Source organism: Bifidobacterium sp. UTBIF-68 (genome assembly GCF_006408855.1).
In the GTDB taxonomy this organism is placed as follows: Bacteria; Actinomycetota; Actinomycetes; order Actinomycetales; family Bifidobacteriaceae; genus Bifidobacterium; species Bifidobacterium reuteri.
This window is the reverse complement of record NZ_JFAN01000050.1, coordinates 1-13266: the sequence shown is the minus strand read 5'-3', so window position 1 is coordinate 13266 and position 13266 is coordinate 1. Positions and strand designations below refer to the sequence as shown.

Annotated in this window: 9 protein-coding genes; 7 read left to right on the top strand and 2 right to left on the bottom strand. The window is 54.9% G+C overall.

The features are described 5' to 3' along the window. Positions 1-45: 45 nt before the first annotated feature. A complete protein-coding gene (locus BW14_RS12075; protein WP_181162388.1) occupies positions 46-216 on the bottom strand; it encodes a hypothetical protein in 171 nt (56 codons plus the stop codon). Positions 217-268: 52 nt separating this feature from the next. Between BW14_RS12075 and BW14_RS11440 the strand changes: the two genes are divergently transcribed. Continuing rightward, on the top strand, positions 269-2068 hold the full coding sequence (locus BW14_RS11440; RefSeq protein WP_140490726.1) for a DUF262 domain-containing protein: 1800 nt from the start codon (positions 269-271) through the stop codon (positions 2066-2068). A gap of 36 nt (positions 2069-2104) precedes the next feature. Next, positions 2105-2335, top strand: coding sequence for a hypothetical protein (locus tag BW14_RS12070; protein WP_181162387.1), 231 nt, complete (start codon positions 2105-2107; stop codon positions 2333-2335). 82 nt (positions 2336-2417) lie between these two features. On the opposite strand, the gene BW14_RS11435 is transcribed toward BW14_RS12070, so the two are convergent. After that, entirely contained in the window at positions 2418-3473 is a 1056-nt protein-coding gene (locus tag BW14_RS11435) for a YafY family protein (RefSeq protein WP_140490724.1), read from the bottom strand. A gap of 270 nt (positions 3474-3743) precedes the next feature. Between BW14_RS11435 and BW14_RS12450 the strand changes: the two genes are divergently transcribed. The 5 genes from BW14_RS12450 (at position 3744) to BW14_RS11410 (ending at position 12770) form a co-directional block, all read left to right on the top strand. Then, on the top strand, positions 3744-5456 hold the full coding sequence (locus BW14_RS12450; RefSeq protein ID WP_140490722.1) for a PHP domain-containing protein: 1713 nt from the start codon (positions 3744-3746) through the stop codon (positions 5454-5456). A 94-nt stretch (positions 5457-5550) separates the two neighbouring features. Beyond that, positions 5551-9105 (top strand): DNA polymerase III subunit alpha, encoded by a 3555-nt coding sequence (gene dnaE / locus BW14_RS11425; RefSeq protein WP_181162386.1) that lies wholly within the window; start codon positions 5551-5553, stop codon positions 9103-9105. Positions 9106-9297: 192 nt separating this feature from the next. After that, positions 9298-9750, top strand: coding sequence for a DUF4186 domain-containing protein (locus BW14_RS11420; RefSeq protein WP_140490718.1), 453 nt, complete (start codon positions 9298-9300; stop codon positions 9748-9750). Positions 9751-9861: 111 nt separating this feature from the next. Continuing rightward, positions 9862-10746, top strand: a complete 885-nt coding sequence (locus BW14_RS11415) for an aldo/keto reductase (RefSeq protein ID WP_140464160.1) — start codon at positions 9862-9864, stop codon at positions 10744-10746. 146 nt (positions 10747-10892) lie between these two features. Further along, complete coding sequence (locus BW14_RS11410) at positions 10893-12770, top strand: oleate hydratase (protein WP_044090317.1); 1878 nt, start codon at positions 10893-10895, stop codon at positions 12768-12770. The last annotated feature ends 496 nt before the right edge of the window (positions 12771-13266 follow it).

The window sequence follows — 13266 nt, the reverse complement described above, 5'->3', positions numbered from 1 at the left end:
GATTACCTCCTTGGGTCGAATGTACCGGGATCCTCCGGGAACCGATTACACGCGGTCGACGCTTCCTATGATTCCCGTGGACGGTAAATCGATGGTCTGCGCTTCGACGTCGGAGAACCCCGAAATCATCTTCTGCACACTCAATGCCGAATCCGTAGATCCCTCCAGTGCTGTTGATCCGCCTGTGTAATAGTATGGGGTGAAAACTATTGTCATAGTATCTCATTGATGAGATTATTTGATTAATATATATTAGAAAGGAATCGTTATGGCAGGGACCAGCATTATCAATTCAGCCAATGACTATTATCTTCGTGAGTTATTAGATCCTCAAAATGCTAAATTGAAATATGTGATTCCTAAATATCAGAGGGAATACTCTTGGGGAAGACAGCAGTGGGAAGATCTTTATGATGATATATTGCTGGATACAGAAGACGGTCCTCATTTTCTAGGAACTATTATAGCCATTAGTAATACTGAGGATTCGCTTGAACCTAAGTTGGAATTGATTGATGGTCAGCAGCGTATGACTTCCCTATCGATTCTATTGTGTGCGTTATACAAGGCATTGTCCAGAATCACATCGGTAGATAATGATTTTGATTGCATGGCGTTAAAGTTCATGATTACATTTGGTAAGAATCCTCGTTTGGTTCTGCAGTCACAGGGGAAGAATGAAGATGATTATGTATATCTTGTTGATAAGTTTGTTGTGATGTCAGGTGAGTCTCAGCTAAAACAACCTAAATATTGGGGGAATAGAAGGATTAGTCAAGCATACAAATACTTTTCTGATCGAATTGAGCAACAAGTTGAAGATGATGATGATCAGATTACTGCATTGAAGGATATGGCGAATAGAGTAAAAAATGCTGTACTTGTGAAAATCGAAGTTCCTGATCATGCCAGTGCTTTTACTCTATTTGAAAGTTTGAATAATCGTGGAATGGATTTATCTCCTATAGATTTGATAAAAAACGAGATGCTTGCGAGGGCTGATGCTAATCGTGACCTCGATATTGAGACAGCATACGAAAAATGGAAGCAGGTTATTGAATTCGTTGGGCAGGATGGTAATAGTCAGGAACGATTCCTGAGGTATTACTATAATGCATTAAATCCGATGAAGAAGCCTGCTACTCGTTCCACTCTTATTCGCATATACGAAGATTGGATGGAGCGAGAAGGCGTTGAGGAACTTTTGAATGCACTCATCAACGCTGCGCATGTCTATGGTTTGCTTACGGGTAATCTTGATGATGATGATTTTGGGCTACCGTTATTGTCTGCTAAGGCCCTCGAACTGAGGCATGCGGGAGGGGAATCCGGTTACATGCTGCTGATGTGGCTCGTGTTGAATCGGGAAAAGTTTGAGCTATTGGATGATGAATTAGCAGATATTGCTAATAAATTGGTTATATGGTTCGTTCGTCGAAATTTGACTGATTTTCCAGCGACGAATGCGATACAAAGATTGTTCTCTTTAATTATCAAAGACTTGAGTCCTTTGGAAGTGAAATCAAAATCGGTGTGCCAAAAAGTACATGAGAAACTGTTTGATCAGGGTAATGTCGCGTCCGACGAACAGTTTGAGGGAGCGTTGCGTGGCCCGATTTATGAAGATAATAGAGGAATGACACGTTTCATACTTTCGTCATTGGCGGAGCATGATAGGACTGATGAAGGCTGGTCTGATTTGTGGAGGAAGTCGACTGCGAAGAGCAATCAGTATTATTTGACCATAGAGCATATTCTTCCCCAGACGGAACATATGACAAAGGAATGGGTTGAATCTCTTGGAGGCGAAGAGAATGCTAAAGAGATTCGGAATAAGTATGTGCACACTATTGGTAATCTTACTCTATCGGGGTTCAATAGTGAATTAGGTACTATGGACTTTAAGCATAAGCGTGACAGAATGGATAAAGCTGCTCGTAACATAGGATATCGTAACGGTCTGAGTATCAATCGCGATGTCGTTGATAAGGATAAATGGGGTGCTGAGGAAATTGAAAAGCGTACTGATCGGCTAGTGAGGGAAGCGATGAGATTGTTCGCCATATAGGGCGGAGTTGATTTATGGCTGGTGCAGTCAAATTTTTTGATTGCACCAGCCTTTCTGAATGAAAGCAAGGGAAAATACGTCGCAGGTTCTTCTATCGGACGGCTTTGTTTCGTGCATGCGATTGGCTTTCATCGTAGCTGGACGGTGATAATGATGGTGCGGCCTTTGTCGTCGATGGTTGCGGTGCTGCCGGTTTGTGATTCGGTTGTATCTGCTAGTTTCCTCCGGGAAGACTGGTTGCATATTCTTGGGGTGGATACTGCTTGAATGACTCATAATTATCGCTTTGTTTCGGATATGCCTCTATGTACCTCCTATCGTATGTTCTGAAAAATAAGATGGTAGATATCTACCGTTCTGATGCTCTATAACGGTTGAGTAGTGTATGACCGGCTCGGAGCAATTCACTACGTAGGGACTGGGGCTCGAGCACCGTGATATGGACGCCGCTGTTGGTGTACTGCAGGGCCCAGAAGGCCGTGGCCCATTGCGGTGCCTTGATGACCACCTCGTAGACGTTCTTCTCTATTTGCGTCACTTTCGCGTCATTGAACCAATCGAATACGGGCTCCAATCCTCCCTCGACGCGTAAACGTATGGGGACTGCCTCACCATCGATGGGATAGGGGCGTTCGTTCATGAAGGCCGCGATGTCTATGGGATTTCCTGCATCGTCGGTGAAGCTATCGAACGTACGTTGAATAGAGTGGTTGACGTCTTCTACCCGGAGATTCCGGATACGCTCAACATGAAGATATGACAGGTCGTCATAGGGTTGCAGATGGCAGATGAGATAGTATTTCTCATTCTTGTATCGAAGATTGTAGGGGTCGGCGGTATATTCCTTCGGCTTGCCTGCTGCGTTGATGCGGGGGATCAGTTCCCCGTTGACGTCATAAGTGCAATAGTGGAAGCGTATCTGGCGCTCATGAGCTATGGCATCGTTGAGTTGCTCCACATTGCTTAGGAATTCCCGATTGTAGTGAGGCGGAGTGAGCAGGGTGCCAAGACCGTCGAGCTGCCCGGAGCGGCCCGCGAAGGCGTACACCTGGGCAATGAGGTCCCTGAGATATTCACCGTCCGAACGAGATAATGCGGCTCCATCCGCAAGCAATCTCATCTGGGCGGTATCGAATATGGGTTCGATATACCAACCGGTCTTTGGGTCGATGCTTTGCGCGTTGATGAGATCCTTCCGCTCTAGCTTTCCGACTTTTCGACCGAACGGTTCGATTGCCGCTAGGGTGTGCAGATGACCTCGGACGGTCTTCTCGGTTACTCCCAGTTGCTTGCTGATCCATACGGCCGAGACCCCATGCTCCCGATCGGTATGCGCGTCAAGCAGCTCAAGAATCTCCACGACGATTTCAGCCGTGGAAGGTGCGCTTTTCATTGATTCAGACATCCACTCCACCTCTCAGAAGTCCACTCTCCAAGCCTTCCGTGGCGACTTTCTTGAGCGCCATTATAAGTTGGCGGACGGCAGGTGAAGTCTCATAGCTTCTCAACGGGGTGGGGCGAGGCGATGTCAACAATGCGGATGTCCTCATCATGTTCGAGCTGCACATGATCGGATATTTCGTCAACAAAAGGATTGACAAACAGTAGATATGTACTGTTCTTCTCGTCGAGATGTGATGATCGGCATACGATACATTTTCCGGAAAGGACATTAATGACGAGCGGTGATGGTTTCGTGCATTTGCATGTGCACAGTTCATTCTCGATGATTGACGGGGGTTCATCCATCAGCGAATTGGTTCAGACGGCTGTGGGCATAGGGCAGCCCGCTATCGGATTGACCGATCACGGTGTGGTGAACGGACTGTTCGACTTCTGGAAGACTTGCCGACAGACAGGGATACAGCCGGTACTCGGATTGGAGGCATACGTCACCCCCGAAACCGATCGGCGTGATACGTCACCAATCTCATGGGATCCGACTCCGCGCCGGCGTCGGAATCCCGATGATGTCGGAGGGAATGGAAGGGTCACCCATCTGAGTTTGTGGGCGGAAACGGACGAGGGGCTGGAAAACATGTTCTCGATGTCATCCGCCGCGAATCTCGAAGGCAGAGTCGGACGATATCCACGAATGGATCGGGAACTGTTGTCACGGTATGCCGCAGGCCTGATCTGCGGCTCTGGTTGTCCGTCGGGGGCGATTCAGACGAGATTGCGGCTGGGACAATTCGACGACGCCCTTCGTATGGCAGGCGATCTTCAGGACATCTTCGGACGCGGGAATTTCTTCGTTGAAATCATGGATCACGGACTGGAGATGGAACGGCGGGTGCGGTCCGGTCTGCTTGAAATTGCCCGCAAACTCGATGCTCCCATGGTGGCGACCGCAGACGTGCATTATGCGAGTCCCGCGGCCCGGATAGCTCAGGAGATGCGCATGTGCATCGAAGCCGGTGACAGTTGGAACAATCCGTCTCGGTTCCGACTTTATGGAGAAAGGTATCACATACTGTCCGGATATGAGATGAGAAGTCTGTTCGCGGACATTCCTGAGGCATGTGACAATACGTTGCTTATCGCCGAACGATGCCGGGCCGGATTTCATCCTCAAGCTGAAGGTTCGTTGATGCCGACCCATAATTATTGCCCGGAAGAATCTGCAGCCAGTGCTCTACGTCGGATGGTCGAGGCCGGGGCGGACCGTCTGCATGGTGCGATGACCGATGATATCAGGAAACGTATGGAGCAGGAACTGTACGCAATCGGACTTGTGCATGCGGAGGAGTATCTGCTGGCGGTCGCGGACATGAAGCAACAACTTGAGGAATCGGGTTACGTGTTCGCCGACAGTGAAGGAAGAGCATGGGCCAGTCTCGTGTGCCATGCATTGGGCATCACTCAAACGAACCCGATGGAGCTTGGCATGTCGGCGGGCCGTTTCATCAATGGGAGGAATCCGAAATTCCCTGTGGTGACGCTGCGCGACGAATCGGGAATCGCCCCGCTCGCGTTGAAGGTGCTGCGCGAACGATACGGGGAGGGCCATGTGGCACCCACAGTGGAGTACGTGAAGTACGGGTTGGCGAAAGCCATCAGAGCGGTGTCCGGCGCACTCGGACAACAGCATGATGCATCCTCCGGTGCGGAGGCAATCGGCGACTGGATGCACGATGAACGACTCAGGGGTGTAGCGGATCGCATAGCACAATTCCCGCAGAGGCGATTCGTCCGTGAAGGGTCCATCGTGCTCAGTGCCCGCCCTCTGTCGGGATTCACATCGCTCATCCAACAAGTGGATGGAACCGTTGCCGTCGCATTCGATTCGCACACATGTGCGGAACTGGGGCTGCCGAGAGTGAACATCTTGGGATCCACGGCTTTAGCGCGCAGCAAGAATAAACGACAGTTCGACACCTTATTTTGATTCGCAAAAGCATTGCCCGCTGACGCATATTGTTCCTGCGCGGGGAATCAGGACATATTTATAGCCGACAAGACTCTAAGGTATGGTTGACCTCATGGCTGAAACCGGGAACTTCGTACATCTGCACAACCATACGCACTATTCGCTGCTGGACGGTGCCTCGAAGATTCCCGCATTGGCGAAGCGCGTCGCCGAGCTGGGCATGCCGGCCGTCGCCATCACCGACCATGGCAACATGCATGGCGCCTACGAGATGTACACCAACTGCGTGTCCAATGGAGTCAAGCCGATCATCGGCATCGAGGCGTATGTCACGCCGGAAACCGCGCGTCAGGACAAGTCCCGTGTGCACTGGGGCACGGAAGCCCAGCGCCGCGATGACGTCTCTGGCGGTGGTCTGATTACTCATATGACGATGTGGGCCGAAAATGACGAGGGTCTGGTCAATCTGATCAAGGCCAGTTCCGTGGCGAACCTCGAAGGTCGCGTCCAACGCTATCCGCGTATGGATAAGGAGGTGCTCTCCACCTACTCCAAGGGCGTAATCGCGTCCTCCGGCTGCCCCTCGGGCATCATCCAGACCCGTCTGCGCCTGGGTCAGTTCGATGAGGCGCTGCGTGCGGCAGGTGAGATGCAGGACATCTTCGGCAGGGATAATTTCTTTATCGAGCTCATGGATCATGGCCTGAAGATCGAGACGCAGGTGACCCGGGACCTGCTCGACATCGCGAAGAAGCTGAACGCACCGCTGTTGGCCACGAACGATTCGCATTACGTGCATGCCGAAGACGCGGGTGCACAGGACGCCATGCTGTGCATCAACTCCGGTTCACGATTGGATGACCCCGACCGATTCAAATTCGACGGTACCGGCTACTACATCAAGACCGCGGGGGAGATGCGCGCGCTGTTCAAGGAATTCCCGGAAGCGTGCGACAATACGCTGCGCATCGCGGAACGCTGCAACGTGATGTTCGACGATCATGAGGACGGCGCGTTCATGCCACGCTTCGAATGCCCGGAAGGCTGGGATGAGACCAGCCTGTTCTTGAAGAAGGTGGAGGAGGGCCTCGAAAAGCGGTATGACGGCCATCCGCCGCTGGAGGTGCTCAAACAGGCCGACTATGAGTGCGGCGTGATTTGCCAGATGCAGTTCTGCGGCTACTTCCTCGTCGTGGCCGACTACATCCAGTGGGCCAAGGACCACGGCATCATGGTGGGGCCCGGCCGTGGTTCGGCGGCAGGCGCCATGGTGGCCTACGCGATGGGCATCACCGAGTTGGATCCGTTGCAGCACGGTCTGATCTTCGAGAGGTTCCTGAACCCGGAGCGAGTCTCCCTGCCGGATATCGATGTGGACTTCGACCCGGAGGGTCGCGCCCGTGTGATCGAGTACTGCGGCGAGAAGTACGGCACCGACAAGGTGGCGCAGTGTGTGATCTACGGCACCATCAAGACCAAGCAGGCGTTGAAGGACTCCGCCCGCATCATGGGCTACGAATTCTCGGTGGGCGAGAAAGTCACCAAGGCGCTGCCCCCGGCCGCGACCGGCGGCAAGGACATCAGCCTGCACGATATCTTCGACCCCACGGCAAAACGGTACGCCGAGGCCCGCGAGTTCCGCGAGATGTACGAATCCGACCCGGATGCACGCCGCATCACCGACGAGGCGAAGGGCATCGAAGGCCTGATCCGCCAGACCGGTGTACACGCATGCGCCACGATTATGGGCAGCGCACCGATCACCGACACGTCGCCTCTGCTGGAACGCACCGATGGCACCATCACCACCACGTTCGAATACCATACATGCGAAACGCTTGGTCTGGTGAAAATGGACTTCCTCGGGCTGTCCAACTTGACGGTGATCCATGACACGTTGAGGAACATCGAGGCGAACGGCAAGCCTGCGATTGATTACACGAAGATCCCACTGGACGACAAAGAGACCTACCAGCTTCTTTCGCGAGGCGACACGCTGGGCGTGTTCCAGCTTGATTCCGACGGCATGCGCTCGTTGCTCAAGACCCTGCGGCCCGACAATTTCAACGACATCTCCGCATTGATCGCCCTGTACCGTCCGGGCCCGATGTCGATGGATTCGCACACCAACTACGCCAAGCGCAAGAACGGTCTGCAGAAGATCACGCCTATTCATCCGGAGCTCGAGGAACCGCTCAAGCAGGTGCTCGACGAGACGTACGGCCTGATCATCTACCAGGAGCAGGTGCAGTCAGCGGCCCGAATCCTCGCCGGATACTCCCTCGGTAAGGCCGACGTGCTGCGCCGAGCGATGGGCAAGAAGAAGCCGGAGGTGCTGGCCAAGGAGAAGGTACCGTTCTTCGCCGGCATGAAGGAACACGGCTACTCCGAGGAAGCCGCCAACGCCGTATGGGACATCCTGGTCCCGTTCTCCGGATACGCGTTCAACAAGGCGCACTCGGCCGCCTACGGTCTGATTTCGTATTGGACCGCGTATCTCAAGACCCATTATCCGGTCGAGTTCATGGCCGCCCTCCTGCAGGGCGCGGCCACCAACAAGGACAAGACCGCACTCTATCTGGGCGAGGCGCGGCGCATGGGCATTCAGGTGCTCTCCCCGGACGTCAACGAATCCGTCTACGAATACTCCGCAGTCGGCGACGTCGTGCGATTCGGCCTCGGCGCGATTCGCAACGTGGGAGAGAAGGCGGTGGCCGATATCATCGCCGAACGTGAAGGACCGCGCGGCAGGTTCGTGAACTTCATGGATTTCATCCGTCGAGTGCCGTTGACCGCGCTGAACAAGCGCCTGGTCGAATCCCTGATCAAAGCCGGCGCCTTCGACTCCATCGACCCGAATCGTCGGGCATTGTTCACGGTGCACGAGGCCGCCATCGATTCGGTGGTGAGCCTGAAACGCAAACAGGCGGAAGGCCAGTTCGACCTGTTCGCCGACACCGAGGACGGGGGAGCGGAGGCCATGGGTGATGCCTCCGTCACGGTGCCGGACGTCGAGGAATGGGACAAGAAGACCAAACTCAACTTCGAACGCGAGATGCTCGGCCTGTATGTGTCCGACCACCCGCTCTCCGGCATGCAGTCTATATTGGCGTCCCTGCGTGAGATGTCCATCGCGCATCTCATCGACCGCGCCAAAACCATGCCGGACGGCCAGCAGGTCACCCTTGCGGGTCTGGTCACGGGTGTCGACAGGCGTGTCTCGAAGAAGGGCAATCCTTGGGCCATCGTGACCATCGAGGACATGGAAAGCTCGATTCAGTGCATGTTCTTCGGCAAGGTATATGAGGCAGCGGCTTCGGAACTTGCCGTCGACGCCGTGGTGCAGATTCGCGGCCAGGTCGAGCTTCGTGACGAAACGGTGTCGCTGAGAGCTACGGAAATGCAGGTGCCGACATTGGAGGCCGAGGATGAGCGCCCCCTGTTGATCACATTGCCGATTGCGGCTTTGGAGCGTGATCGCATGTCGCGTCTCGGTCAGGTGCTCGCCAGTCATCCCGGATACAGCGAGGTGCATCTCGCCGTCATGGATGACAAGGGCAATGCTCGAGTGCTGACGTTCGGTGATCGATTCCGTGTGAAACGAGATACCTCTCTGTTCGCGGAGATCAAGATTCTGTTCGGTCCGAGCTGTTTGCCTGCCGCCTGAGGGTAAGTTGCGGGTACTACTGATCTGTCTCGCAATTGTCTAAGTGGCATTGGACCCTGCGTTGCCGTGAAACAAACAGAGGTGGTACTTCGGCCCCCTCTGATGAGGGGGCTGTCAGCGAAGCTGACTGGGGGAGAGACAGAAGATGCAGTGCTCAATTATTAGCAAAACAAGCCACTACCATATAGAACTGTGGACGATGCAGAACAGCACGGTGCGGAGCACGAAGAGCAACGCTGGATAGCGGAAACCTTGGGACGGTTATCTCATTCGAAGTTTCGCGCCAAGTTCGTATTGAGCGACAAGGACCGCGCCTATGCGCGCGACAAGGGCAAGGCGGTCATCAATCGCCATGCACATGAGATGCTGCGCGACCGGGTCGGTGCGGCAGAGCCGAAGAACGACGGCAGACAGACGCCATGGCGCGGCCATCCGGTATTCACCGCGCAGCATGCCACGGCCACCTGCTGCCGTGGGTGCATCGAGAAGTGGCATCGCATTCCTCAAGGACGCACATTGACCGACGACGAGGTGGACCGTCTCGCCGACCTTGTCATGGCATGGATTGAACGCGACCTCGTGAATCACCCAGTCCATCCGGTCCACGATGCCCAACCCGTCCATCCCGCTCACCCGCTCCGTTAGTCGAGGACAAGCCCGAATGCGAATGGCGAAATAAGGGTGCGCAGGGCGGCAACGGAGCGCCGCAGGAGTAGCATGAAGGCGGAAATCCGTTTCCATAGCGAAAGGATCGTCATGAGCGAACAGCAACTGGTTTCCCCCGAACTGACGTTGAACGACAAGGCGCATTCCGTGATTCCCCAGATCGGATTCGGTACATTCCAGATTCCTCCCGAGGATACCCAGCGGGCGGTCGAGGAGGCACTGGAGATCGGATACCGCCACATCGACACCGCCGCAGCCTATTACAACGAGGAGCAGGTGGGCGACGCGCTCAAGGCCACTGGCATGGCCGGTAAAGTATGGGTTACCACCAAGCTGCGCAACTGCGATCAAGGCTACGACTCCGCCATGGTGGCGTTCGAGGAATCCCGCCGCAAGCTGAAGGTGGATGTCGTCGACATGTATCTGATTCACTGGCCCTTCCCCGCAGCCGGTTTCTACAAGGAGACATGGCGCGCGTTGCTCAGACTGCGCGATGAAGGCGTGATTCGCGTGCCGGGCGTCAGCAATTTCCTGCCTGAGCATCTGCGCGGCATTATCGAAGATTCCGGCGAGGCGCCAGCGGTCAACCAGATTGAGGTGCATCCGCGTTATTCCCAGCCGGGCAATCTCAAGTACTGCAAGGCTCATGGCATTGTCACCGAGGCATACAGCCCACTGGGCCACGGCAAGGACATCGAATCTGCTCCTGTGATTGCGTCTGCCAAGGCACATGGCGTCACGCCGGCGCAGGTGGTGTTGCGTTGGCATACCCAGGAGGGCCGTATCGTCATTCCGAAGTCCAAGCATGTGGATCGCATGAAGATGAATCTGGCCAGTGCCGCTTTTGACCTGACTGATGCCGAGCTCGCAGCCATCGACGCGCTTGATGATCCGCATGCCAACGTCAGCGCCAACCCGGCCACGTTCACGCACTCCCAGTCATGGGCCGACCAGCACGTGCGCGGCAACATCTGATCCATTGACTCCCCTCGTATCAGGGGAGTTTTCTGAAATCCCACACAACGCCGACAGTTGCCTATAGCGAATCGGCAAATAATGCGACAATATGTCTATACAAGAAGTTGACGGAATGTCAACACACTCTCCAAAGGAGGAGCATCATGTACTACTCGAACGGCAATTATGAAGCGTTCGCCCGTCCGAAGAAGCCTGCCGGAGTCGATCGGAAATCCGCCTACATCATCGGGACAGGTCTTGCCGCACTATCTGCGGCGTGCTATCTGGTGCGCGACGGTCAGATGCCAGGTGACCACATCCATATCTTCGAAAAGGATTCGGTACCCGGCGGTGCCTGCGATGGTGCCGAGATCCCCGGCCTCGGCTACGTGATGCGCGGCGGTCGTGAGATGGACAACCATTTCGAGGTGATGTGGGATCTGTTCCGATCCATCCCCTCCATCGAGACCGAAGGCATCTCCGTGCTGGACGAGTACTACTGGCTCAACAAGGAGGATCCGAACTACTCCCTATGCCGAGCCACCAAGGATCTCGGCAAGGACGCCGGCACCAACGGCAAGTTCGGGCTGTCCGACAAGGCCTCGCAAGAGATCATGAAACTGTTCTTCACGCCTGACGAGGAATTGTATGACAAGCCGATCACCGATTTCTTCGACGACGAGGTGCTGAACTCCAACTTCTGGATGTACTGGCGCACGATGTTCGCTTTCGAGAACTGGCACTCTGCGCTCGAGATGAAGCTGTACATCAAGCGCTACATTCATCACATCGGCGGTCTGCCGGACTTCTCCGCACTGCGTTTCACCCGCTACAACCAGTACGAGTCGATGATTCTGCCGATGGTCAAGTACTTGGAAAGCCATGGCGTGCAATTCCACTACAACACCAAGGTCGATAACGTCGAATTCGCCATCGGCGGCGGAGATGGGCCGAAGCGTGAGCATACCGGCGTCGGTCAGGACACGATTCTGAAGATCCAGGCGACTTCCGGTGTCTTCAAGCGCAATCCGTACTCCAGCCCCACCAAGAAACTCGCCGTACGCATCGACCTTGATCATGAGGGCGAGAAGTCATCGATCGATCTGACCGAGAACGATTACGTATTCATCACCAACGGCGGTTGCGTGGAGAACTCCACCATGGGCTCGCAGCACTCGCCAGCCGCTTGGAATCCGGACCTGAAGCCCGGCGGTGGCTGGGATATGTGGCGCAATATCGCGCGTCAGGATCCCAGCTTCGGTCATCCCGACAAGTTCTGCTCCGATCCGCAGGCCACCAAATGGATGAGCGCCACCGTCACCACGCTTGACGGGGAGATTCCGCCGTATATCAAGCGCATCTGCAAACGCGACCCCTTCACCGGTCATGTGGTGACGGGCGGCATCGTCACCGTCACCGACTCCAACTGGTTGATGAGCTGGACGCTCAACCGTCAGCAGCAGTTCCGTGACCAGCCCAAGGACCAGCTGTGCGTGTGGGTGTACGGCCTGTTCCCCGACAAGCCCGGCAACTACATCAAGAAGCCGATGACCGAATGCACGGGTGAGGAGATCTGCGAAGAGTGGCTCTACCACATGGGTGTGCCGACCGACAAGATCGAGGCGCTTGCCAAGAGCCACGCCAACACCGTACCGGTCATGATGCCGTACATCACAGCGTTCTTCATGCCACGTGCCGCCGGTGATCGTCCGGACGTGGTGCCGGATGGCGCCGTGAACTTCGCGTTCCTCGGTCAGTTCGCCGAAACCCCACGCGACACGATCTTTACTACCGAGTATTCGATGCGCACCGGCATGGAGGCGGTGTATACCCTGCTCGATGTCGATCGCGGTGTGCCGGAGGTGTGGGGCAGTGTCTATGACGTGCGCAACCTGCTGAACGCCACGGTCAAACTGCGTGATGGCAAGCCGGTGGCCGATATGAAACTCAACTTCATCGAAAAGGCTGTGCTCGGCAAGGTGCTGAAGAAGCTCGACGGCACCGACATCGTCACCCTGCTACGCGAGTATCACGTCATCTGACCATCCCTGGGCGGCAATCGGTTTTCTCCGGTTGCCGCCTTTTTCGTGGTCTGTGCTGCAACGATTCTGCCGTGTTTTGCTCGTGCATCGGTCGATTGGCGTGAGTGTGACACAATCGTTGTTGTTGCTCGTGGGTTTGCGTGTGGGTGAATTGTTGGGGAACACGCCGGTGGGGAGCGGTTGTTGGGTGGTTTTCGGTTGTTTGCGGCGGTATATTGGCGGTGTCGGGGGTCGGGGACGTTGTTTTCGACACGCCGGTGTAACGCCGTCGTTTCAACGATTTGGGCGTGGTTCTCGCATGCCGGTTTGCGTTTGTTCTTGTGTTCGTGTAAGTTATCTACTCGCTGCCGCTGAGCGGTTCGGGTTTCCTCCTGATGGTTGGTTTCCGGATCGGTTTGTGTGTGGTGGTGGTTTGAGAACTCAAGAGCGTGTTTGTACTACTTTTTAGAGTCGTTTTTTGATTGCCAGTCTGTCTCGAGCCTGCCGGGGTTTTTTC

What these genes read in the sequence shown, in the direction of transcription:
- BW14_RS11415 (WP_140464160.1), top strand. Translation starts at nt 9,862, where the DNA reads ATGAGCGAACAGCAACTGGTTTCCCCCGAACTGACGTTGAACGACAAG.
- BW14_RS11435 (WP_140490724.1), bottom strand. Translation starts at nt 3,473, where the DNA reads ATGTCTGAATCAATGAAAAGCGCACCTTCCACGGCTGAAATCGTCGTG.
- BW14_RS12450 (WP_140490722.1), top strand. Translation starts at nt 3,744, where the DNA reads ATGACGAGCGGTGATGGTTTCGTGCATTTGCATGTGCACAGTTCATTC.
- BW14_RS12075 (WP_181162388.1), bottom strand. Translation starts at nt 216, where the DNA reads ATGACAATAGTTTTCACCCCATACTATTACACAGGCGGATCAACAGCA.
- dnaE (WP_181162386.1), top strand. Translation starts at nt 5,551, where the DNA reads ATGGCTGAAACCGGGAACTTCGTACATCTGCACAACCATACGCACTAT.
- BW14_RS11440 (WP_140490726.1), top strand. Translation starts at nt 269, where the DNA reads ATGGCAGGGACCAGCATTATCAATTCAGCCAATGACTATTATCTTCGT.
- BW14_RS11410 (WP_044090317.1), top strand. Translation starts at nt 10,893, where the DNA reads ATGTACTACTCGAACGGCAATTATGAAGCGTTCGCCCGTCCGAAGAAG.